Genomic DNA, 24,443 nt, shown 5'->3' with positions numbered 1-24,443 from the left:
GATCTAGGTTCGTCGATCGAGAACGGTCACATTCGGCAGGCCATCGCCCGCCAGGATGTCACCAAGTTCCCCGAGCAGGAGGTTGGTGTGGCCCTCGATGAGGCCTTTCTTTTCCAGACGCCAACCGCCATCGCGCAGCTTCTCCGCCATCGGACGATCGATGAGCACGTAGTCGACCGCGATGTCGGCCGGGACCAAGGTGGCGTTGAGTAGACGGTCGTTGCGTCTGAGGTTGGTGGCGTCGATCACCACGCTGTTCCCTGCGGCGAGTGCAAGTCTTGCACGTTGCCGCACCGTGTTGAACACGGCCTCCTGACCTCCGGTCATATTGTGGCTGCCATAGAGCTCTTCGCGGATCGCATCGGCGGATATCACCAGCTCGGTCGAGTAATTGGCCGCGGCATAGGAGCTCTTGCCCGCCCCGGACGGACCGACCAGCAGGACGAGGCGTTGACCGCAGCGCGGCCAATCCCAACCGACGCCGCCGGCGAAGCCCTCGGTATCCCCAAGCATCATCTGCCAGCTCCTGGATGCCCTGACGATGAGCGAAGCGTCGCCGGGCTCCATATGGGCCATCGATGTCCTCAGCGTCTTGAGGTCTCGGAGAAGGTTCGCTTCGAGCGGCGGGATCTCATCCTTCAGATGATAGAAGACGTCATTGATCTCAAGCTCGAGGGGATGGTGGTACGTTCGCTGCGTGTTGTTCTGGAAGGTCTTGGTGACAGGCAGGATCGAGGTGAGCTTGCCGAAGTACCTTTCCACGAACGCTTGGCGGATCTGTTCAATCGCGGGGAAGATGGTCGCGACGTGTGCCCGCCATACCCGTCGTGCCAAGAGCTCCCTGGAGCCCAGGAGCGCCAGAGTGTGCATGTGCGGAGCTCCGTCCATCAGGTCGACGAGCCCGTTCGACCAAGAGGGCGTTCCAAGCTTGAGTTCCAGTGCGCTGAGGAGCTGACGCGGGTCGATCTGGTCCCCTATAGGGCGTTCAGTGAGTTGAAGCGCAATCCCAGGGTCCCAGCATGCGACTTCCGCGACAGTCGCTACGGCTGCCCGCTCCGCGAGACGACCGGACCGTCCGAGCCGCGACTCGACGAAGAGGTGCATATCCGCTCGGGAGACCACGTCTCGCCATTTCACCTCGGATGAACCAAAAACCGCTTCGACCTCATCGAGAGGGAGAGTCAGCGGTGTAAGCACCCCCAGGCTGGGGGCCGAGATCCTTCCGGACCGGGTTCGCTCATTGCGGAAGGTGCGGAAGAAGAGGCTCCATTGGTTCCACTGCTCAACACCCAGCTCGTCGATGAGGAACACGGCGTTCGCAAGGGCGGCCGACTCGATGAAGTCATTGGTGGATCGGATGCTTCCGGGTGGCGCCCCAGCAGCTGCGGCCAAGGCGTGAGCAGGCGATCGGGCGCCGCTGGCGTTCCGGGCGTCTACCAGGATTGCACGAAGCCCTCGCCCCTGCTCCAAAGCAGATACGAGGGCTAGGATCAGGCCGGTTGGCCGTCGTATTGGGAAGGAGAGCCCGATCAAGCCGCCGTCGTCGGAAGCCAGCCGGTCGACGGCACGTCCTAGAAACGCTGATGGTCCTGGTAGATCCCACCAGTCCACGCTGCCCCAGTCGATGGTCACTACGAACCTCCGGCCCCGAGCAACGATCTGGCGAGCGCGTTCAAACGGTACGGTCGGCTGTCCTCGTCGCGAGCCGACCCTGCTCCCTGTGCCTCGAGCAGACCCATCATCACTCCGAAATCGACGACCTGCTGCCCCGCGAGGTTGGCACCAAGCTCCGCAACCGGTCCTTCACCTATCTCATAGGCGGTGATATCGCCCTCCGTGTATACCGCTACGGCCTTGAATATGTCGTACATCGCCCCTGCGAGGCCCAGTTCGCCCGGCAACGCTGGATCGCGGCGACGTCGAACTGCCGTATTCTCGAGCCTCGTCGCCAGGGATTTGGCGTTCACAGTTCCTCCCGTGGTGAACAATTGCTGCATCAGCCGGTTGAAACCGCCGGTTGCGGCCTGCAACGAAGCCCTGAAGTGCATCGGATCGAGATGCTCCTGATGCAGGAAATGGTCCGCTAGAGTTGTGGACCAGGTCTGCAACGGCACGATCTTCACCTCTTTGGACAGTGCTTTGCTGCTCGGGTCGCGGACCCAATCCAGGGCGTGTTCCGGTTGCCCCACGAAGATCAATCGAACCTTCCCCTCGCGGACCGATCTGGCGCGGAGTGCCCCCTCGACCCACGCGGCGTTCCATGGACTGGCGTCATGAACGACGAGAAGCGCGGCGGGCTCTCCGGGCAACGGCCCCTTGAGGTCCTTGAGCATGGCATCCATCGACTGGAACGACCGGGCCGTGACGTGCCCGGTACCGCGCTTGTCCTCCCGGGAGCTCGAGGCGGAGGAGAGGGCGCCTGTAACCATCCCGATGTCGGAGAGCGCATTGCCGAAGATCAGTGTGGCAGGGACCCTGTCCCGCAGCATGTCGTGCTCCTGACCCAAGGTGAGCGGACTCATCCCGCCCTCCTGTATGCGCATGGCCGCATTTGCTTTGAGCTTTCGGCGCATCGACCGCGGGTCGAAGACCGGTGGGGCATTGCGATCCATGAACTCGCCGAGCTTGGCCGCGATCTTGTCGTCGTTGCCAAGGAGCCGGAGGATCGTCGGCGAACGAAGCGCCCAGCGATCGGGCTGCACGCGACGCAGCACTCCCAATCCCTCCATCTCGTCGAGCAGATCCTCTGCCACCGAGAGGCGATTGGCCTCCCCGAAGGCCGCTGGCCACCAAGACGCGGCGGCGTCGCGGACCTCCACTGCGGTCATGCCTTCACCCACTCGGCCGTCCGCGGCATCGCGCAGGGCTCGCTCGGCGACGATGTTCGCGATGAGGGAGTACCGGTCCTCGATCTTGCTGATCGTGAAATCGAAGGTCTCGCCGATCTCCTTCGCTATCGTCTCGTTCTCCAGCGCCAGGCGAACGTGGTCCGACGTGATCCCGGTTATGGGCCGTCGCTTCTTCAACGTTTCCTTGACCAGTTCCCGAACCAGGCCCTCGCAGAATTTCTGCACCAGGACCGGGTAGTAGTTGCAGTAGCTGAGGATGCGCCAGACGTCCTCACGGTTCTCGAACTCATAACCCATGCCCGCCAATGGACGCTTGACCAATGCCTCGGCATCCCCAAGCTCGTCGTCCATGAGCGGCCCGATACGCTGGGGATCGGATGCGATATGCTTGAGGGGCGGGTTCTCGGTGTGCACGAGCCGCGTCACGTTGTGCAGACCCGCGAGCACGAACTTGAACCGTCGGTTCGTATCGTCCATTAGCCTTTGCAGACGAATAAACTGGACAAAATCCTTGGTTGCATCGGCCTGGATGAACCTATCGGACTCGTCCAGGAGCACCAGCACCCGCCGCTTGCTGTCCCCCGCCAGCCAGCGCCGGATCGTCTCGCTGAACCGATCGCTCTGCTCGACCGGTTTCGAGAAGATCGGCTTCAGTTCGCGGGACATCGATTCCCATATCTGCTCTTCGCCAGCATTGGTCCCGATGTCGTTGATGTTCACGTACGCCACCGCTGTGCCGGCTCCGGGGTCATCCTCCTCGGATTGCAGATGACGTAGCAGCGCGGTCTTGCCCAGGCGTCGCCCGCCGTAGACGATGCAACTGCCATGCGGCTCAAGAAGCTTTCTGCGCTCCTCGGCGCGCCCGAAGAACATCTCTCTCGGCACGGCCTGGTTGCCATAGTCGCGGTAAGGATCCGCGAAGGAGAAAGGCTGAGCCAATTCGAACAAGGTCAGTCCGCGCGATTCGGGCTCGGAAAGCGTGAAATAGACGATGGACTCGTCGATCGCGAGCAGCCGCCTTGATTTCTCCAGACTGGACAGATGCTGCTGCCGCCGACGCTCGGACGGAACCATATCGGTCACGACGAAGACTAGCCGGAGGGCTCCTGCATCGGCCTCGATGCCGGCAACCTCGCCATCGGTGGGCATCTTGGGGCCGATGCAGAAGCGATACTCTCCCCCCGTAAGACTGCCGAAGTCTGGAAGAAGTACCGAGGCGCTGTCCGGCAACAGGTCCACATGCATGTCCACGGTGTAGAACTTGCGATTGCCGCGCGGATTCGGTGACCGCAGCACGACATTCAGTCCGAAGCCTTCGAGCAACCGCACGAGGCGGCCTGCGACGTCTGCTTCTTGTCGCAACGAGGCGACCGCTCGCTTGAGCTCGTTCCACTCCTCCAGCAGGTTCACCACATCAGCGCGACGATCCGCAGCGATCCGTCCGAAGTTCAGACCGGCGAACTCGCCGCCCCCTTCGATCACTGAAAGTATGCGATCCTGCTCGGTGCGAGACATCTCCGCCAACGCATCGGGCACCTTCGGGAAGTACGCTCTGTATCGAGGGTTGGGCGAGGTGGTCTCAGGCAGCCCGCGACCGTTCTCGAGGAACTCTACGTATTCGGTCGCCGTCAAGAGATCGTCACGTTGCACCAATCCACGCACCGTCTCCAGATCACCAGCAGCGGCCGTCCTCCTGGACTCCAACACCCCCAGCCGAGCCAGCAGCTGTTCGCGGGGACGGGTGAGAAGGACGTCGACCTTGCTCTTGACGTCCGCGACTAACCCGTACGCCGCCCTGAAGTCGAGTATCTGCTCGTCGTCCTCCGTTGCTTCCGTTCGTGCCTCCAAGGGCACGATCTCGGGCAATGTCCTGGGTTCGATCCGATCCAGCAGGGAGAGAAGCGACTGCGCTTCGTCGATGGAACCGACACCTCCCATTCGTTGGACGCGGTCGACCATCAACCTTGCGTCACGAAGATCCGCCTCGAGCGAATCCCTCTTCGTCTCCTCATCTGCAAGGCGAAGTTCGGACAGGCCTTCGGGATCGAAGTCGGCAACCCCGAACGATACCGCCATTTCGATCATCATCGACGCTGCGATGTGCGACCCGACAGCCAGTCGCTTCCGGATCGCGGTATCGAAGGCAGCCCCATCGGCGGCGCCATGGATTTGGTCCGAGCCCAATCCGACGAGCGCGCTCGTGACAGTTTCTGGCGCGTACGGCGCCGGATACCAACCGCGGCCGAAGTTGAGCGCCGATACCCATAGGAGCTGCCCATGCAGAGCAACCAGATGATCGACTGGACTAGGGGTGGATTCCCCGCCGTTCAGCGTTTTTTTGAAGCTGTCGAAGGCTTCTCGTGCGAACTTGACGGCGGATGCCTCCAGAGCGGTGGCCGCTGGAAACTGCGCGAGCGCGCCATCCAGGGTATCGACCGCGTCGGTGATGCCGGACCTCGCCTTCTGAATATTGGCCCTCATGCCTTTCATCACTGGCGCAGCGTCGGCGGAATCGACGTATTCCGCGCAGAGTTGCGCCAGCGACTGGATGAGGCCGACGAGCTTCTCTCTGGCGATGCCATCGATGCCTGTGAGCTTGTATGTTGCGACCCGCTTCTCCGTCTCCTCGAGGAGGTGGATGACAGAGCTACGGTCGTTGTACTGGGCAGCGAACTTTCGGGCGGCGTCCAATGCCGACTGCCCGCCTCGTTCGACCCGCGCCCCAAGGTTGCCTAAGGCGCCATCACGGTTGGTAAGGGCACCACGAAGCTTGTTCCCCAACTGGAACTTGTAGCGCTTGGCCCCGAATTCCTCTAAGGCATGCTTGATCTTGTCAGCAAGGATGCGCGTGTACTCGTCGTCCTGTGCATCCTCGCGCGCCAGCCGAAGCAGGGAAGGACTGAGCGAGATCCCGGATCTGAGCGGAGCTGCCAAGGCCTCCCTCAGCCCATGGACTGCTTTCCCAAGGCCCGGCCCCACCTGACGCAGGGATTCAAGGGCGGCCTTGGCGTCGGACTCCCCATGGAAGATCGCGAATGGTGCGAGTGAAGCCAGTCCCATGATCCGCCTCGCCGTGGTCGTTGATTGCTCGTCATCGAGGCTCTCGAACACCAGCGCGGCCTCGGTCATCAGATCGTGGACCACGGAGCTGCCCTGGTGGGCAGAGTGGTTGAAGCGGCCCGCGAAGGCAGCAAGCTTCAATTCCGGCAGGGAAACGGCGAAATCCTGGTGCAGGCCAGCTCGACGCGCCGCCTCGGACAAGTGGAATGCAAGCCCGAACCTCTGTGTGACGACGAATTCCTCGAATCGTTCTTCGAGCTTCGCCACCATCGGATCCGGACCGGATGCCAATGCATCTTCGCCCTCGTCCGGCTCGGTTGCGAACCGATCGAGGACGAGATCGGCATCCTCGACGGGCGTGAATTCATCCAGCTCATTGGAGGAATCCCAATCGCGCTTCGAAGAGATTTCGCCGACATCGTCCAGCGGTGTCGAGAAGGTCTCGTCGGCTTCCGGCGCGTCCGCTGCGAGAGAAGGCGGCTCGTCCGACGCGGGCGGTTCGGCTGAATCAACCGAAGCCTCGAACTGCCTGTCCCCGGAGGGCCGCGGGACCGGCGCCAATCGCTGCAGCACCTCGATCACGGAGGCGATCACGCTACGACCCGCTTCGATCGCTTGTATCCTCAGAGCGGAGGCTTCGTCCAGTCGAGTCATCAGCATTTGCCGGAGGATGCGTTGCGCCTTGTCGATCTTCTCCCGCGCAGCGCTCCCAATTTCCTCCGCCGACGCAAGCGTCTCTTCGATCGAGGCCGCTGCTTCAAGATCGATCGTCGCGCTGAAGGACCCGGTCGGAACGCTACCGAAATCCTCGTTCTCGACCCCGGCATCGACTAGAACTGCCTTGGCGTGTTCGAGTATCGCTTGGGAGCGTTCCAACAAGGCTTGAGCGGACACAGCCTTCTTTTTGGACGCATCGTATCGAACAAGCGCCTGCCGCGCGGCTTCGAGCTGCTCCTCGATCTTGGCTAGGACGCCTTCGTCGGGCCCCGCGTCGGGGTCGGCAAATCGTAGGATGCTGCCCATGGCGCTGCGCCAAGCGGCTTCATCGTCGATCGACGTCGTCCCATCGGGTGCGTCGGACGCCATATCAATTTCCGTTCCCATGTCCAAGGCAGGTGCTGAATGGCCAACTGCATTGGTACCAATCATGGGGACATGCTCCGTTTGGGTTTGACGGGCCGTGTTGATGGATGGCCCTTCGGGGTCGGCGAACTCGACTTGAGCAGGTTGCACCTCACCCTCGCCAGTCGGCTTGGGTGGGAAGCGGCGAATGTCGCCGGACCATTCGTAGTCGGAACGAAAAAGGTGCTCGGCGGCGTCGGTCGCGAACTCGCGAACGTCCCCGAGCCGCCCATCGTTCTTGATCGTGCCGATGATCGCTGCGTCGAACGGGTGCTCATAGGCGCCAAGCACGACTTGAGCCTTGGCGAGTCGGACCGCGTCGCCCTTCAACAGGATATCGAGGAAATTCCAGAAGGTGTCGGGTCTGGAGAGGGACGCATCGGACCGGACCGTGGATTTCGCCGCCGTGATCGCTTGGCGCCAGAGAGGGTTGAAGGGGCTCCACTGCTTAGCCTTGTTCGAAGCCATGCTTCGTTTGGCGATCTGACAGATCGCGGCGGCGAACCGTGGATACCTCAGTCCATTCAACAGGATCGGCACGAAGTCGTTCTGGTCGGGCCGGAGGTCCGGCCAGCCATCGAAGCCGGTCAATGTCGCCAGTTCCGATCGAGACTGATGAATGGCCCTGAGCTGTGCATTCGGAATCTGCACAAACTCGGAGAGCCATTCCTCGGTCACGAAGTCCGGGAGACGGATGACTCCCGCAAGTTCCGACCAAGTAGGCGCTTCTTCATCGCCGTCGTCGTTTGGCCGCTCCCTATTCACCTTCGGCGCTTGATGGAACATGTGCACAGCGGTCTCAGACCGATCGCTGGGCTTGAAGATGGGCGCGCCGGCGTCCCTAGGCCATAGCGGAGCATTGAGGACCGTCACCCCCGGTTTGCTGGCAAGTATGCCGTCCCAGGCCTGCTTGTCGGATGCCCCACCGCCAGCACCGGCATCATCCGGCGCGCCCTCGTCGGCATACGTGCCGTCGTCGACCGTTGGTCCTTGCCCGACTTCGGCGGCCTCGTCGTCCTCCTCCGGGGACAGATCAAGAGCGAAGCGCGTCATGTAATCGCGCGCCTTGGACTCGAACGATAGTGGGGCGGGCAAGGACGTGGCGGACGCGGTATGCCCATAGCCGTACCTGAGGCTGGCGACGAGGTGGGCAATGCGATCGGGATCGTCCCCCTCCCGTGTGCTGGCGACGGTGATCTCGATCGGGTTCGGGAGCCGGTAGCTCACGTCAAAGATCGGTATCTCGATCGGCGCAAAGAGCTTCTCCATGGGTTGAGGAGCGTCCTTGAACGCCTTGGCCACGTGAACCAGTGAGACCAGACGCCGATAGACGCTCAGTCCTCTTGGCAGCGACATCTGGAAATATCCCGCTGTCGCCCAGTAATGAGCGCCAGTGCGCGACGACGAGAGCTTGACCGTCCTCGCGACTATGGTGGGGCAGTACCGGCGGAGGATCTCACCGGTCTCGGCTCCCGTGTCGGTGGCAACCGCGACATAGTCAGTGGTCTTGCGCTCGGCGATCCGAGCCGCATTGCCCAAGCGCACGCGAACCAATCTGGCGCCGGGCCATCGACGAGAGGCGTCCAGGCGTTCCGAACCAAGAGTGATCTCGCCGGAGATTTGACCGTCCTTAAGCCAGGGCCACAGGGAGGCTGCCCCAGTGCTGTCGATCATGACGAGGGGGCGGTCGCCGACTTCAACGCAATCGTCCAAGATCTCGCGCACGAACGCCTGGAAACTGGCGCGTTCGGTCGCAAGGCCGCTCCCCAATGACGCCTTGATCGAAGGGCTTGCGATCCGCTTCAAGGCTTTGAACAGCGGCTCCCATCTCGCGGACCACTTCATCTCGCCGTCGTACCAGCCCACCCGTGCCGTGGTCCGACCGTTCTCGCAATCGACCCGGGTCGCGATGCAGAGCTTGCCGCCCTTGCCTGCCAGTCGGGTGCGCGCCTGAGTGAGGACGGATATCCCGATCAACGATGTTGGCTCCTCCGTGCTGTCCCGGAACGCATCGGCGACCACGTTCGCGACATCGGAGACCAGTCCTGCATGACCGAATATCAGATCGTACGTCGCCGCTTGTATCCGGTGGAGGTAGTTCGCGAATCCTCTATGACCCGACGCCCTAGGTCGCAGATATTGCACGTTCGCGTTGGCCTCCGCGGCGAGTGCGTACCGACCGGCCGGCTTGTTGACTGGATCGTCTGGTCGTCCATCATACCAGTCGGTCGCCTGCACCAGCGCGTGACAGCCACCGTCGATCTGGTTAAGCAGCTCGGCAAGAGGTCGCCATGCGGCGACACGAGCCTCGAAGCGTTGACCATTCTTCGCTTCGGACAGCGGAAGGGTCGCGCGTGATCCGTGCACATCGCTGGGCAGCGGACGAGTGCTCACCTCGATACTTGTCCCGAATAGGGTTCGCAGGACAGATTCGAGCAGGCGGCGCTCGTTCTCGCTACGAGCAATCGCCACCACCGATGGCTTCTTCTCACCGAAAGCTCTGGACACCCGTTGGGCGTTGGCGGTTCTGACCTCTAGCAGCTTCTCGCGGGCCTTGGACGCGGCCGTGGCGCTTATGATCGGACCATACTCGCCAAGATCCAGGGAGTCCCACGCGGCTCGGATGGATGCATCGTCCGCAAGATCGTTTCGCCCTACTGCAATGGCGATGTCGGACAGCAGCGCCTCGGTCTCCAATGCCTTGTGGAGTTCCTCGGCCCGCTTCGGCACCTGCTTGGTCGTGGTTGTCTCCTCAAACGGTATCGCGACGAATCCGAGGCCGCCCATAATCTGCTGCACGACATCGAAGAGATCGGTCTGATCTCTCGTTGAAACGCCCGCGCCGATGGGATGGGAACCGAAACGCGGCGAGTACGGGATGCCGAAGAAGTGGGAAGAACTGGCACCCCTCTCCACCTGCTCGGCCATGCTGCTGCCGATGTCGGCGCCCGTGCCGAGCAGGTGCCCGAGGAATTCAGGCGTGATCGGGTCTTGAACCTGCTGCGATCGCACCGGCGCTGGTACTTCCAAGCACACTTTCGCACCGTTCTGGGCCATGAGCGTAAGGCTCACGTTGCTCTGACCGATGAGGACTCGACCGGTTGGAACCTCCTGCATCCAGCGCCGACGGGACGCGCGCACTGTGGCGATCGGCTTTTCGGAGAACGGAACGGTCTCGACCGTGATCGTGGCCACCATCGAATAGAGTGCTTCGCCGTGCCGCCTCGGCCAGGTGATGAAGTCGATCTGATTGGACGAACTGCGACCCCGAACAATCCGCCGAACCGGCCCCATGCCCTCGAAGAGCACTTTGCCTTCGAGGCAACGCGCGAAGGTGTGGATGATGGCATCCCGCGCCTCCACGAAACTGTCGGACGTCAAAGCTCCTCCAAGAACTACCGAGCGGCGTTGCCAGGAAAAGGCGTTCGAGGCCAAGACGTCGATCGCATCCACGAGCTGCTCGGGCGCACCGACTCTTGTAGCCCATGGGCGCAATGCCGACCCTACCCACAGTGTGAGCGCCCTTCCCAGTCTCTCCTTGAGATCGCCGCTGCTCGGCACATCCATCAATGCTCTTGGCTGGTCTGACCAAGGCGCACCCAGGTCGCGCTCCAGGACCAATGCTTCTGGCACCTGCGACGCGATCGACGCCCGCAGGGAAGCGTATGGCAACGCGTGCCCCCCTTCCCTCTCGGAAGCGTCACCCGCCTGAGCGAGTTCCCTCATCAATGCCGCAGCGCGCGTTGTCCACGTGACGCGTTCAGCCTCCACGGGATCGCCGGCCTCGCCGTCGAACTGCAGCGCAGAGACGACGGTTTCCCTTCCTCCAGACCGACTGCCTTTCACGCCGCGGTACAGGATGTCTGGCAGTCGGTCACTCATCTAGTGGTCCATCCGAGAATGCTACGCCCGCGCAGCGGCGCAGCGGATCGTAGAAGGGCGAGTAGAGAGCCCCATAGATTTCGGCATCGACGGCGTCATCGTCGTGAATACGATTGCGCAGGATGTCCCGCATCGCCACCAGCATGCTGCTCCGGAAGTTGTCCTGAGCACCTGCCGCGGAGCGAGGTGCCCATGCAGCGTCCACGAAGATCGCCCGCGCGGCTGCTCCATTGCGCATCGCTCTGCCGATGGTCTGAAGCACGTCGACCATTATGTCCGCCGTGAAGGGTATCGCGAGCTCGCCTAGTCGGCTGGCCTGCAGTGGGAACCGCAACAGGCGTCGTGTGACTGATGAAAGCTCGCGACGCGCGTGGCGCCAAGCGGTCGCCAAGTCCTCGTATCCTTCCTCGTCGCGGAAATGCCGCATGTCGAATGCCAACGACTGTTGACCGGCAATACCCGCGACGAGGTCCAGGCTCTCCGATGCCGGATGCGGACGAATTAGGAACACGAGGGTCCCGAGCAAGGCATCGCGGACCCTAGGCCCCGATTCGAAGACGATGTTCACCCCTCTTGCGAGCGCCTTCATCGGGAAGAGGAGGACGTCCCAATTGTCCCTAGCGCTCAGGCGCTCGACCTGTGCGGCACTGATCCAATCCCCATCGTTCTGATCGGGCGGCCTGTTCGCCACGCCGATCACGCGGCCCGCCAAATCTGGCCTTATCCTCTTGATATGGGCCTTGATCTTCATCACCTGCTCATAGCTGTTCACCACCATGCCGACCTTGCGGCCAGGATCGAAGTCGGTCACCATTTGCATCGCCAACGGGTGTTCGCCGAGGAAGTAGTGCTCGACCATCTTCTTGAGCACTCTGTCTTGCTCGGTGGTCGACGAGCCGCTGAACCGCAGCATCCGGCTTGGGTTCGATGTGTCTGGTATCGGCGCGAACACGTACTTCGACTGGCGCGACCCCGCGTCCCGCCCGGTGCGACGCAGGACGATGTCAGGCCCGACGGGGATATGGAAAGTTGGACTCTCCGCCAAGTACGAAGTTGCACTCGCAAGCAGGACATTGGGGCCCCTTGCACGGCCTTGATGCCTCAACAACCTGCCAAGACGATACAGCAGCACCCTGGGAGCGCCGCGGAACGACACGTATTGCAGGCGAACCTTGGACCGGAGGCCTTCGTCCTCATAGCGGAACCGGACTCCGGAGAGCCGACCGATCAGCGCCTCCGGAACCAGCCGCCCGAGGTCCTCCGAAATGCCTTGCTGGAACAGCGGCTCCCTGTGAACGCCCTCGGCCACCATGGCCTGCTGAGCAGGGATTAGCGCAAGAAACTGCATGACGACGGTGGTCACGCCGACGAGAAAACGGAAGAGCTCGACGACCTCGTCACGCCCCAGATGAGCGCCAGGTTCGACGAGCTTGAAGAATTCGCTGCGTACCTGCTCCAAGTACTGATCACGCTGCGCAGCCAGCGGCTCCGAGATCCAGTCGCGCGTCAGCCCCGCTATGGCCGTTGCGGTCGCCGACACCTCGCCCTTGCTCCTGCCTAGGTCGATGGCGATGCGCTCGGGATCGAAGCCGTATCCGTCGACGTCCTGGTCCTCGTCCGTGCGGCGCATCAGGGCCGCGCGGATGCAGCCGTCCCAGAACGCCCGGATGGCGTTGAAGCGTCTTTCTTCGCTCTCGCGTTGGGAGCCCGACAGGATGGAAATGTCCTCTGGGCTGAAGATGGCCGTGAGGATGTTGTTGCCGGTGACGAAGGTATCCTCGAACCGCGATAGCGGCGTCTCCACTCCGCTTCGGAGCCTCAGGTTCTGAAGGTGCCCGACCAGGCTGTGATTCAAGCTGCGGAAGTCGGACGCTGCTCGACCGTACTGCTGGATGCTGCCTGCCGCTACGTCGGTTCGCCCGGTCGACAACGGAACGAAGAGATCTCGATTGAGCGCGTGCTCGTAACTGGACTCGCTGCCGGTCAGATCGAGCGACGCCACGGCCTTGCGGTCGAGGACGGCTTGCGCTCCGTCCGCCTCATCAACCATGACCAGATCGGAATTCATGGCCACCGCTTCGAAATGTCGAATCCGATCATCGCTGAAGTGCGGGCTGATCCGGGTGTCCATCGATAGTACATGGCCCAACCAGATGTTGTGATCGGTAAGTTCCCTCGGCGCTCTCAGGCGGCCACAGTGCGCCGACAGTGGACAGAGATGGGCCGTTTCAGTTGGTCGCAGCGAGCCATCCGCCCTGGCCGAGCGCTGAAGCACGGACGTGCACGGGGGCGACAGGTGAGGAAACTCGCGTTCTGGTTGAGCATCCTGTTCGAAGCCGCCCAAGGCGCAGTTCAGTGCCAACAATTCCGCGCCCTCCGCCGTTGCGCCGAACCCTTTGGTCTCGGTTGCGCCAATGCGATCGGCAAGTTTTCGAGCGTGATCTATGCGCGTCTGCGGCGATTGGCCCATCAGCAGACCGACATCAGCGCCGTATTTGCGCAGGTCGCCAAGCAGGTTCAACGATGTCTCAATGGATGGCAGCAGTACGACGACGCGGTAATCCCGTGCGCTCAGCCACATGAGCAACAGCACGATCAACGTGGTCTTGCCGGTGCCGGGGAGACCGATCAGGTGCCGCAGCCCGTCTAGCCGAATGGTGTCCTTCGCGACCAGGCGACCAGTGGCCCTATCGGGTGAGAGCATCTCCACCTTCAGAGCGCCATTCGCCTCGCGCATCCGGGCCGCCCAGTTGCCGGGCGGTCGTCCCGGCTGCCGCCGATCCATCTCGTCGAGTTCCTCGGCCACGAGGATCAGTTCAGATACCGGTACTTCGATGGCACCACGCGGCTCCCTGGTGAAATCGAAACGCGGCGGAGCATCTGGAAGGAAGCTTTCGAGATCAACGGAGATCCTCTCGCTCGATCCTGAGGGACCCACCTCGACTATCATAGATCGTGTCGGATCGGCCGCCGTGAGCGACCATGATCTAAACGCCAAAGGGTTCTTGAGCGCAGCCATCATCGCGACCAGTTCTGGGTCGTCGTCCGGGACTCGCCTGCGGAACGGGAACCGAGGATCTGATGCATCGATCCTGTACGGCGGCTCCCTGTAATCGGGCAGGTGGCGGTGGTCCTCCTCCCAGCTAAGCGCCGAGTAGACCAGCTGACGCAGCTGAATCTCCGATGCAGCCACGACGCCGAGCAGACGAAGGGCCGTGGCCGCTTCCGCGAAGCCCTTAAGCGTTGCGCTGTCCAGCACTGAGCCGAAGCCCGACATCAAGGCTGGGGCATCGCGAAGATGCTTCGCCCCAAGGATGGTGTCCATGGCCGCGCACAACCATTGCGCCCCCAGGGCTCCCACAAAGTCCTTCGGCTGCGCTCTCATGCCGAGAATTCCTCGATGACGGAGGCAACCGTCATGAACTCCAAGTCTTCTGCACCTACGTACGATGCTCGGAGATCGTCGATGTAGCGGGGGTTCAGCCGCACCTTGTAGTCTGGGACGACGATGATCTTCCGACCGAAGATACTGAGACGCCCAACACCTCTGGACAATCGAGCGCCGAGGACGAGCGGGCTCGCGTAGCTTTTCACGTCCAGACCAACCTCCAGCCCGTCGAGCCCGACGTCCGCAGCATCGGACATGGGGTAGAGGGAAACGGATCGGCCTTGGCCAGCGAGGTGGTCATGCAACGCCACCTCGTCGAGCCCGGGTCCCACCCAGAAGGCCAGAACGGCACCCGTGGCGAGTCGAAACAACGAAGGATCAGCGATGCCGTCGCCCACGATCGTTTCCCCACGGATGGCGCACCGACGCACTCTGCATCGTCCATTGGGGAACGCGGGATCACTGGTCGGCCAGAGCAGAGACCCGCAACGTCCGCACAGCCGGGCGGAGCCATTTGCCATCGCAGTCTGAGGAATTGGCCGGTAAAGGGCAGCGATCGCGCGCGCGCCGTGCAGGTGATCGTTCGTGATAAACCTGTGCAGGGCGTCCAGACTGCAAACCGGCCGCCGCACCACGAATTCCCGGATGGTGGTGTAAGCTCGATCCCGCTGAGCAGCCGGATAGCTCTGGACCGCGACCCTCAACTGCTCATGATGGATGTCTTCGATGGCATCGAACTCGCTTCCGCCCAGCCGCGCCAGTTCCCTGCAGTCGGCGGTCGGAACGCCCGAGGCGTCGTCCACCAACTCCACGTCGCTGTACTTGAAGTCTCCGGCGAAGCTGGGGATGCCCCAAAACCCCATCGCCCGCGACGCTGCCCCCATCACCAGGTGGATGCTCGACCCCAAGTCATCGACTCCTTCGGTCAGGCAATGCCGCGACAGACGGGCCAGCGCCCTTCGAGCGATCGGTGGCATCGAAGCCCCTTGTTGAACGATCTCGCCTTCCTGGGCGATACGGTCGTAGATCTCGCAGAGCCCACGCGCCAACAAGACCGCCGTGACTACAGGTTCGGAGTCCTCGATCAACGCGACGACCCCAAGGTCGATCCGCATAGGCACTCTGCAAGTAGCAACGACTTCTCCTCCTTTTGTCAGGCTACCGCGTCATTATTCGCCTGAGCCACAAGTCTTTCGAACTTTGACCGGATACTCACAGGAAACAAGGGGCCGTTCTTGATGGTCAATGCAGTTTTTCGGTCTACCCTAACTACAAGCCCGGAGCACACACATCCAGGCAGACGAACAGCGTGTGGGTTGATGCTGCTCGCGGGTAAGATGGCAGGGCGGACGTGGGCCGCCCTGCGCTAATGGCGAGAGGTAAAAGATGTCGATGTGGATCTCCACGAGACGCAGAATGTTTGCTGAGGGTAGGACCTTAGGACCATGCAAGCGCCTGACTATTGGCCAAGGTGCCAGGCCATGTCGGCTTTTGTCAGCGCGCTATTCTAGATACTTGCGCATGTCCGCTTTGGGAGCGGGTCGCCGGGCGCTGATTTCGCGGTCGGCCCATGCACTCCCTAGCCCGCCCTGCCTAGCCCAATATGAGCAACCCGTTACCGTCCACAATGAGACAATGCTTGCGCGTTACACGGGGCCAAGCCGCGCTAACTTGCTCGCTTTTACGTTTCGCGCGACTTTCTCGGCGCAGTGATACGCCCTTTGGCGCCGCAGTGATTGCGCGCCATTTGAACAAAAAACCGCCCCGGTTAGACCGAGGCGGTAATTGATTTATGATAGAATTGGTTGCGGGGACAGGATTTGAACCTGTGAACTTCAGCTTATGAGCCGGGAACGCCGTTCACCCTTCGAACAACACGACTGTCGTTTGGCTGGCAAGCCATCGGTCACCTACAGCGGTGGGGTAATATCCTCATGTAGCCAATGTGCCGACAATGCAACAGGATGCCGAACCTGATAAGGCATTTTCGCATAGAAACGCGCTGCTGCTCGCATCGCACGCGACCCTAAGGGGAACAACGCCGAACGGATTTCACATAACGACATAAACATTTATTTATATGGTGTTTGACAAAGGCGCGTGCTGCTGCGATTGTCTGAATGTCGTGGTTCTCCGTACGGCACTGCCGCAGCGGAGCTAAGAGGGAAGCCGGTGCGATGCCGGCGCTGCCCCCGCAACTGTTAGCGGCGAGCCAATCCCACTCATGTCACTGAGGCGAACAGCCTCGGGAAGACGGGTAGAGGCTATGACCCGCGAGCCAGGAGACCTGCCACGGCGAACAATGTCCACGGGCGGGGTGTCTCGGTGGTCGCGGCAGCCCGACGTTCCTGTCGGCCTACCAGCGCCTTCCTGGTCCCCACGCCCCAACCATCGGGGTATGGCATGACTGTCTCTCAGCAAGTTCCTGTAGCAACGCTCGGCGTGCCGCGTATCGGTCGCCGGCGCGAACTGAAGTTCGCGCTTGAAAGTTACTGGGCCGGAAAATCTTGTGCTGCCGACCTTCTTACAACGGCGAAGGCGCTCCGCATCGCCAGCTGGGAAGAGCAGCACGATCGCGGCGTGTCGAAAATCCCGTCGAACGACTTCTCGCTCTACGACCATGTGCTCGACACCGCAGCCATGGTCGGCGCCGTGCCATCCCGTTACGCCTGGAATAGCGGCGAGGTCCCACTCGACATCTACTTCGCCATGGCGCGCGGCAACCAAGGTCGAACGGAGGATTGTGGACACGCTGGTCACGAGCATGCGGCTCATGAACCTAGCCTAACCGCGATGGAAATGACCAAATGGTTTGACACCAACTATCACTACATTGTGCCCGAACTCGACGATGATCAGACGTTCGCCCTCTCGTCCACGAAACCGGTTGATTATTTCCTCGAGGCTAAAGCCCTCGGCATTTACACACGCCCAGTCATCCTTGGACCGGTAACCTTCCTCAAGCTGGCGAAGTCACCTGCCGAAGGTTTCAATCCCATCGCGCTCCTACCACGGCTTCTGCCTGTCTACGAGCAACTCCTGCGGAGGCTAAGTCTGTCAGGAGCCGACTGGGTGCAGATTGATGAGCCAGCGCTTGTGCTCGATCTGAACCCGAACGAACGAGCTGCGTTCCAATTCGCCTACGGCCAACTGTCGAAAGCCGTGCCCGAGTTGAAGATCATGTTGGCGACCTATTTCGGGTCGCTGGGAGACAATCTCGAGACCGCAATTTCCCTACCGGTGGCGGGCCTGCATCTCGATCTCGTGCGCGCTCCCGAGCAGTTGGAAACGGTTGGTCGTCTCGCACCGAAGGATCTGGTGCTCTCACTTGGATTGATCGACGGTCGCAACGTCTGGCGTGCGAACCTGCCTGCCATTCTCGACCGCATCAAGCCGATCGTCGCCGGCTGGCCGTTGGACCGCGTCGAGATCGCGCCTTCCTGCTCGATGCTGCATGTGCCGATCGACCTGCGTATGGAGACGGCACTCGACGCGGACATCAGGTCGTGGCTCGCCTTCGCGGCCGAGAAGACCGACGAACTGGTTGTGCTGGCCCAGGCCTTGTCCAAAGGCAGGGATGCGGTGGCAGACGCGTTGAATGCTTCGACCGAGGCGGCCGCCGCGCGCGCAACGTCCATAAAGGTCCACGATCCGCTCGTCGAGGGGCGGATCGCCAGCATCAGCGGCGGCATGAAGCATCGAAAGAGCGCATTTTCCGAACGGTCCAGAGTCCAGGCCGGCACGCTAAGCTTGCCGCCGTTCCCAACGACGACCATAGGGTCCTTTCCGCAGACGCCGGAGGTGCGCAAGACGCGCTCCGCTCATGCGAAAGGCAGGCTCAGCTATGTCGAGTACGAGACCTTCCTGAAGAAGGAGACCAAGGCTGCTATTCGCTGGCAGGAGGAGATCGGCCTGGACGTGCTGGTGCACGGGGAGTTCGAACGAAACGACATGGTACAGCATTTTGGCGAGCAGCTGTCCGGCTTCGCCTTCACCCAGCATGCCTGGGTGCAGAGCTATGGCTCCCGCTACGTTCGCCCGCCCATCATCTTCGGCGACGTGTCACGGCCCAATCCGATGACGGTGCGCTGGTGGCAATTCGCCCAGTCGCTTACCGAAAAGCCGGTGAAGGGAATGCTGACAGGTCCAGTGACCATTCTCAACTGGTCTTTCGTTCGCGACGATGTACCCCGCTTCGAGGCCTGCCGCCAGATCGCGCTTGCCATCCGCGATGAAGTAAGGGACCTCGAAAGATCCGGCGCAAGGATGATCCAGATCGACGAGGCCGCGTTTCGCGAAGGCTTGCCACTGCGCAAGTCCGACTGGAAAGTCTATCTCGACTGGGCGGTCGAATGCTTCCGGCTCGCTTCAACGGGTGTAAAGGACGCGACCCAAATCCATACTCACATGTGCTATTCGGAGTTCAACGAGATCATCGACGCGATCGCTGAAATGGATGCGGATGTAATTTCGATCGAGACGTCGCGCTCGAAAATGGAACTTCTGGACGCCTTCACGAACTCGAAATATCCGAACGAAATCGGTCCCGGAGTCTATGACATTCACTCACCACGCGTCCCGGAAGTCGCCGAGATTTCGGCCCTCCTTATGCTTGCCCGGGAGCGATTGTCCGACGCCCAACTGTGGGTAAACCCGGACTGCGGCCTCAAGACACGCAAATGGGAGGAGGTCCGCCCTGCCCTCACGAACATGGTCGTTGCAGCACGCGCGCTCCGGGAGAAAGTGAGGCCGGAGCCTTTCTGAATTTCGCACCATGTCCCAGGGAAAAGTCGCCATCATTGTTGATAGCGCTCCCCTGGCTCCGGCCCTTTATTTTCCCAAGATTTGCGAGACAGGTCGAGGCGTCGCCGCCGTTTCGGCGGGTAAGATGGGATAGGCGACCTCGGGCACCTTTCCGGTCAGCGAGTTAAGGAAGGCAACGAGCCGGTCGACCTCTTCTTGCGTCAATTCTTCACCGAGCTGGGTGGTTCCCATGATGGCGACGGCCTGCTTCAGATCCCAAACCTTGCCCGAATGAAAGTATGGTGCGGTCAGTGCTACGTTGCGCAGCGGCGCCACCCGGAAAACATAGGCATCGTCGGGTGTATTGGTGACCGCAAATCGGCCCTTGTCTTTTTCCGGCAGGATGTCGGCGCCAGGCTTTTCAACAAGGCCAAATGGGTAATAGCCGTCCCCACCAACGTTGATGCCGGCATGGCAGGACGAGCAGCCTTTGTCCATGAAAAGAGCCAGGCCCTGTTTCTGTTCAGAAGTCATGGCGGCGTCATCGCCATTGAGGAAGTGATCGAAGGGGGCCGGCGTGATCAGTGTCGCCTCGAAGGCTTCGATTGCCTTGGCGAAGTTGTCGAAGGTGACACGATCAGCTTCACCCGGGAAAGCTGCATTGAACCACTCGACATATTGCGGCATCGACTTGAGCGTGGCGATGAGTTGACCCGGTGTGTTGGCCATTTCGCCACTGGCTTGGACCGGTCCTTTGGCCTGGGCCTTCAGGTCTTCGGCGCGCCCATCCCAGAACTGCGCGATGTTGAAGACAGAGTTCAATACCGTCGGCGCGTTGCGCGGCCCCTTCTGCCACCCATGACCGATCGAGGTTTCCCGATTGTCGTCGCCTCCGGTGGCCAGGTTGTGGCACGAATTGCACGAGAAGACGCCTGACGCCGAGACGCGTGGATCGAAGAACATGGCCTTGCCAAGGGCGATCTTCTCCCGTGTGATCGGGTTGTTGGCGACTGCCGGTGTGGTGGATGGCAAAGCCTTGAAGGTGGCCCGTGCCGTTTCCCTGAGGTCTTCGGGGATCGCTTGCGCAGCAAGAGCGGCAGCTACAGGCAAGGCGACAGCCACCGTAGTCACTAGGATTTTCATAAATAGTCTCCCTGCGTGGTGCACCGCACCATTGTGGGACAAGCGGTTGGTGGGCGCCTTGCGCTAGATCAGGACCGGTCCCCTGTGGTCGCGGCAGAGCCGCGACCGGCCCGGAAGTGAACGCTCTTCTCGAGTGGATTTCAGGGAAGCAAAGGGGCAGTGCTCGGCAAGCCCCGAAGCGCTGGCACCGGAGCCGGAGCAATAGCGGCTGACGGATGATGAACCTGCACCGTTTCGACCATTGAGAATGAACACGTTTGATACATCTTCCTTGACACGGCGCCAGGACACAGCCGCGGCCATCGATTTCACAGTCCAAAGAGAGGATGGCAAAACAGAAATAGACCGCTTCGTTTCGAGAACACCGGCAATTTTTGAGCGCAAAAGTTCACGGTCGAGACGCGCCTGGAAATGTGCGAAGCACCGCGGCGGCACGGTCGCCAATAACGGGCGGATCAACGTTCACGATGGCGCGATACCGCGCTAAAGAGCTCGCCGCTGGACGAGCATCGCAATAATGCCGTCGAGACGTTTGTTGCTTTCAGTGGCAACCGGCACTATGAAGCGACGCTTCGCTGACTATGTTTCACGCCGCCTGGAGAGTTTCATGACAGAAGAAGCCGAAAAAAACATCGACACCCTTATCGAGCTGACCGCCGATGTCGTGTCAGCCTACGTGTCCAACAATCCGGTCCCAGTGGGGGATCTCCCTGCCCTGATCGGCCAGGTGCACGCGGCTCTGAAAGGCACGGCCGGAAGTGTCTCCACACAAGAGCCAGAGCCTCTCAAGCCTGCGGTACCGATCAGGAAGTCGGTGACACCGGACTACATCATCTCGCTCGAGGACGGGAAGAAATTCAAGTCGCTGAAGCGCCATCTGTCGACCCACTATGGGCTGACGCCGGATGAATATCGCGCCAAATGGGGCCTGCCGGCAGATTATCCCATGGTCGCGCCGAACTACGCCTCGGCGCGCTCGGCATTGGCCAAGACGATGGGGCTCGGCCGCAAACCGAAAGAGACGGAAACGCCGGAGCCGGCGCCGGAGCCGGCGAAGCGGACCCGCAAGAAGGTCGCAGCTTGATTTCGACGATCGAGATTCGTTCTCGAGCGCTGTAGCCATCGGCTTAAAATGCGCCGGATATAAAAAGGCGGGGACCAACCCCGCCTTTCCTTTGCAGACAGCCTGCTTTTACTGGAGTTCGCGACGCCTTGCAGCAATCTGCTGCCCGGCCTTGCCGTTGAACCACTTTCTTGCTCGCTCTTATCGAGCGGCCGTGAGTATCTGCTGACATACTGCGCCCACTCTGGCTGGGACGCAGGAGAAAATTCAGCCAGCTTTGCTGAGGCTGCCAGCAGAGGATTTGCCAGTGCGGCGGTCCTGTTCGACCTCATAGTTGATCTTCTGGCCATCAGCGAGAGTCGAAAGGCCCGCGCGTTCGACAGCGGAAATATGGACGAAAACATCCTGACCGCCATTGTCGGGTTGGATAAATCCAAACCCCTTGGTGCTGTTGAACCACTTCACCGTTCCAGTCGCCATTATACGCATTCCTTTGTAACAATTGTAACGTAGGCAGGCCATTAGGCCAGCCCGATTCATAGCCGAGAGCGAGGCGTAGCAAAACGAAAAATTTCAAGGCGCTGCTTGATCGCCCGGCGGGCAGCTGGCGCACGCCATCGCAACCGCCTACCACCAGCAAGCTTTGTCCAGCGCTGCCACTCAGGCATGGCCCAAGCACCCGATCTTCCAACGCTCCGCAGCGCCCGTCCATGGCTTGGTTTTTGCTGGCCTATCACGCGACCATCCGACCTACCGACCCAGGCAGGATACGCTGACGACGATCCAACAACTGCATCGCGCACGAGACGCACTTAGCGTGACGCCTCATTCGTCGGGCCACCAGGATAACGGCTGGGTGGTTCAGGGTGCCGTCTTCGTGCATAACCCGCCTGGCAAGCGCTTGAAGGAGTTTCGCAAAATTGGATTGTTTCAAGAAGATCGAGGGTCTGATCGATGCGGCCGGCGCGGATGCGGATACGGCCGGCGCGGATGCGATCGATGACGCGCGCGATTTGCTGGGTCAGTTCAAGGATAAGTCGGAAACAATCGCCCATGCGATCGACGACTTCCTGCTTGATTTGATGACCTTGCTGTTTGTTGTGGAAGCCACCCGCGAGCGGTTCCACAATCCCGCGCGCCGGTTGGCGCGCACAAGATTGAGCAGGATCAGGCTGTTGTTGACCAGATAGGCTTGGCTTATAGGCCGCCTCATTAACTGTCGCAGATCCTTGATAAGATCTGTCTGCGCGTGCGAGCCGACTCCGGGCGCTTGAGCCCGCCACGCTCCTGACGCCTCTCGCGTTCAGCATCGACCCTGACCTGCTTATCAAGGACAGCGTTCCGCGGGCGACCACCGAACTCTCCATTCTAAACCCTCTGAGTGCCGGCCAGTTCGTGGCGCATCCCATCCCCCAACGCAGCGCGCTCAATTGTTCTTGTGAGCGAGGACGATTTCGTCCCAAGCCACAAGCGCGTCGTCGGCGGTGTCCCACGTGCGACAATGTCGGCTACGCGACATGGCGGTGCCCAACTATCACCTGCGCCGAACGGTTTTCTGATCTGGCACGGTACCTGCGTGGTCATGCGCACATGCGTCACGGATCAAGGAGAAGCCGTCCAATGATCGCCCCACCAAGAAACACCGGTCTCCCGGGTCCATCCGAAGATGGGGCTCGAGTAAGGCCCGGTACCATGAAGGCGGTTGCTCCTCCTCTGGCTCGGCGCTGCCCGCCGATCCGTCCACGGGGGGAGAGGTGGACGCGGCGCGTTCGAGATGTGCAACATTTGCCTCGAACCTTGCCTTTCAACCAGCCAATACAACTGGTGCCGCCGATCAAACTTCGGTCGCACTGGCTGCGCAGAGCATTCGTTGCAACCGCTTTGGTCCTCGCGACGACCGCTACGGCTGCGGCCGCTAAGGATGACGGCAAGGTGGCGGATTTCCTGCTCGACAACGGCATGGAGGTGGTCGTCATCCCCGATCACCGTGCGCCGGTCGTCACCCATATGGTATGGTACAAGATCGGCAGCGCCGACGAGCCACCCGGCAAATCCGGCATCGCGCATTTCTTCGAACATCTGATGTTCAAGGCCACAAGCAACCACGCCGCCGACGAGTTCGACCGCGCCGTGGCCAACATCGGAGGCTACCAAAACGCCTTCACCTCATACGACTACACCGCTTTCAACGAGACGGTAGCGCCCTTGGCCCTCGAACAGATGATGGGCTTCGAGGCCGACCGGATGCGCAACCTCATCCTTACCGACGACGTCGTCAAGACGGAGCGGGACGTAATCTTGGAAGAGCGCCGTCGGAGCATCGACACCAACCCGCACGCAGTGCTGGACGAGGAGGTCGTCGCGACGCTGTGGCAGAACCAGCCCTACCGCATACCGGTGCTTGGCTGGATGCAGGAGATGGAGAAGTTGAACCGCGCCGACGCGGAGGCCTTCTATGACAATTATTACCGGCCCAACAACGCGGTGCTGATCGTGGCCGGCGATGTCGAACCGGAGACGGTCAAGGCGCTGGCCGAGAAGACCTATGGCAAGGTGGCGCGCGGACCGGACCTGCCGCCGCGCATTCGCCCAGTCGAGCCGGAGCAGAACACCAAGCGCGTGGTGACGCTGAGCGATGCCCGCGTTGCGGTGCCCAGCTTTTCGACGTACTGGGTGGTGCCTTCCTATCGCACGGCCGAGCCCGGCGAGGCCGAGGCGCTGGACCTTCTAGCTGAGATCCTCGGGGGCGGCAACCGCAGCCGGCTCTATCAGGAACTGGTGGTGAAACAGGGTATTGCCACCGAGGCCAACGCCTGGTTCCGGGGCACCATGCTGGACGCCACCTACTTCACCATCCGTGGCTCGCCGCGCGGAGATGCAAAGCTGGTCGATCTCGAAGCGGCTGCCGATGCCGAAGTCGCCCGGATCGCCAGGGACGGCGTCACCAGCGACGAGCTGGAAAAGGCCAAAGACCGCTTTGTCCGCTCGATGATTTTCGCCCGTGACAAGCAGGACCACATCGCCAACATGTTTGGCTCCACCCTTGCCACCGGCGGCAACGTGCAAGACGTCGTGGAGTGGCCGGACCGCATCCGCAAGATCACTGCCGATCAGGTCAAAGCGGTTGCCGCCCGCTATCTGGTGTTCGACCATTCGACCACCGGCTATCTCTTTCCCGAGACGGAGAATTGAT

The 24,443-nt window shown here is 61.4% G+C and carries 10 protein-coding genes and 1 riboswitch; of the genes, 4 read left to right on the top strand and 6 right to left on the bottom strand.

Annotated features, from left to right (window positions below; genetic code table 11):
• Nucleotides 1-3 precede the first annotated feature (3 nt).
• The 4 genes from OHD58_RS28575 to OHD58_RS28560 are packed head-to-tail and all read right to left on the bottom strand — an operon-like array spanning nt 4 to nt 15,416.
• Nucleotides 4-1,632: an AAA family ATPase gene (locus OHD58_RS28575; RefSeq protein WP_263807006.1), complete on the bottom strand. Its 1,629-nt coding sequence runs from the start codon at nt 1,630-1,632 to the stop codon at nt 4-6.
• Nucleotides 1,632-10,913: an RNaseH domain-containing protein gene (locus OHD58_RS28570; RefSeq protein WP_263807005.1), complete on the bottom strand. Its 9,282-nt coding sequence runs from the start codon at nt 10,911-10,913 to the stop codon at nt 1,632-1,634. Before OHD58_RS28570 ends, OHD58_RS28575 begins: the two co-directional genes overlap by 1 nt.
• The gene (locus tag OHD58_RS28565; RefSeq protein WP_263807004.1) at nt 10,906-14,298 is read right to left on the bottom strand and encodes a hypothetical protein; all 3,393 of its coding nucleotides are present in this window, start codon (nt 14,296-14,298) and stop codon (nt 10,906-10,908) included. The genes OHD58_RS28570 and OHD58_RS28565 overlap by 8 nt, the downstream gene beginning before the upstream one ends.
• A complete protein-coding gene (locus OHD58_RS28560) occupies nt 14,295-15,416 on the bottom strand; it encodes a hypothetical protein (protein ID WP_263807003.1) in 1,122 nt (373 codons plus the stop codon). Before OHD58_RS28560 ends, OHD58_RS28565 begins: the two co-directional genes overlap by 4 nt.
• Before the next feature lie 994 nt (nt 15,417-16,410).
• Nucleotides 16,411-16,611: riboswitch (cobalamin riboswitch) on the top strand.
• Nucleotides 16,612-16,704: 93 nt separating this feature from the next.
• Here OHD58_RS28560 and metE point away from each other — a divergent pair.
• Nucleotides 16,705-19,065 (top strand): 5-methyltetrahydropteroyltriglutamate--homocysteine S-methyltransferase, encoded by a 2,361-nt coding sequence (gene metE / locus OHD58_RS28555; RefSeq protein ID WP_263807002.1) that lies wholly within the window; start codon nt 16,705-16,707, stop codon nt 19,063-19,065.
• Between the two features lie 66 nt (nt 19,066-19,131).
• Here the strand turns inward: metE and OHD58_RS28550 are convergent, their stop codons facing one another.
• Complete coding sequence (locus OHD58_RS28550; RefSeq protein WP_263807037.1) at nt 19,132-20,187, bottom strand: cytochrome-c peroxidase; 1,056 nt, start codon at nt 20,185-20,187, stop codon at nt 19,132-19,134.
• Between the two features lie 607 nt (nt 20,188-20,794).
• Between OHD58_RS28550 and OHD58_RS28545 the strand changes: the two genes are divergently transcribed.
• The gene (locus tag OHD58_RS28545) at nt 20,795-21,271 is read left to right on the top strand and encodes a MucR family transcriptional regulator (RefSeq protein ID WP_263807001.1); all 477 of its coding nucleotides are present in this window, start codon (nt 20,795-20,797) and stop codon (nt 21,269-21,271) included.
• Between the two features lie 246 nt (nt 21,272-21,517).
• Here the strand turns inward: OHD58_RS28545 and OHD58_RS28540 are convergent, their stop codons facing one another.
• Nucleotides 21,518-21,730, bottom strand: a complete 213-nt coding sequence (locus OHD58_RS28540) for a cold-shock protein (RefSeq protein ID WP_263791708.1) — start codon at nt 21,728-21,730, stop codon at nt 21,518-21,520.
• A gap of 440 nt (nt 21,731-22,170) precedes the next feature.
• Between OHD58_RS28540 and OHD58_RS28535 the strand changes: the two genes are divergently transcribed.
• Both OHD58_RS28535 and OHD58_RS28530 read left to right on the top strand, forming a co-directional pair.
• Nucleotides 22,171-22,440, top strand: coding sequence for a hypothetical protein (locus OHD58_RS28535; RefSeq protein ID WP_006199620.1), 270 nt, complete (start codon nt 22,171-22,173; stop codon nt 22,438-22,440).
• A 430-nt stretch (nt 22,441-22,870) separates the two neighbouring features.
• The gene (locus OHD58_RS28530) at nt 22,871-24,442 is read left to right on the top strand and encodes a M16 family metallopeptidase (RefSeq protein WP_412177311.1); all 1,572 of its coding nucleotides are present in this window, start codon (nt 22,871-22,873) and stop codon (nt 24,440-24,442) included.
• The last annotated feature ends 1 nt before the right edge of the window (nt 24,443 follow it).

It is taken from the genome of Mesorhizobium sp. ZC-5, assembly GCF_025753855.1.
Taxonomy (GTDB): domain Bacteria; phylum Pseudomonadota; class Alphaproteobacteria; order Rhizobiales; family Rhizobiaceae; genus Neomesorhizobium.
Note: the sequence above shows the minus strand (reverse complement) of the source record. Positions and strands in the feature narration are given on the sequence as shown.

What these genes read in the sequence shown, in the direction of transcription:
- OHD58_RS28570 (WP_263807005.1), bottom strand. Translation starts at nt 10,913, where the DNA reads ATGAGTGACCGACTGCCAGACATCCTGTACCGCGGCGTGAAAGGCAGT.
- OHD58_RS28565 (WP_263807004.1), bottom strand. Translation starts at nt 14,298, where the DNA reads ATGAGAGCGCAGCCGAAGGACTTTGTGGGAGCCCTGGGGGCGCAATGG.
- OHD58_RS28560 (WP_263807003.1), bottom strand. Translation starts at nt 15,416, where the DNA reads ATGCGGATCGACCTTGGGGTCGTCGCGTTGATCGAGGACTCCGAACCT.
- metE (WP_263807002.1), top strand. Translation starts at nt 16,705, where the DNA reads ATGACTGTCTCTCAGCAAGTTCCTGTAGCAACGCTCGGCGTGCCGCGT.
- OHD58_RS28550 (WP_263807037.1), bottom strand. Translation starts at nt 20,187, where the DNA reads ATGAAAATCCTAGTGACTACGGTGGCTGTCGCCTTGCCTGTAGCTGCC.
- OHD58_RS28545 (WP_263807001.1), top strand. Translation starts at nt 20,795, where the DNA reads ATGACAGAAGAAGCCGAAAAAAACATCGACACCCTTATCGAGCTGACC.
- OHD58_RS28540 (WP_263791708.1), bottom strand. Translation starts at nt 21,730, where the DNA reads ATGGCGACTGGAACGGTGAAGTGGTTCAACAGCACCAAGGGGTTTGGA.
- OHD58_RS28530 (WP_412177311.1), top strand. Translation starts at nt 22,871, where the DNA reads ATGATCGCCCCACCAAGAAACACCGGTCTCCCGGGTCCATCCGAAGAT.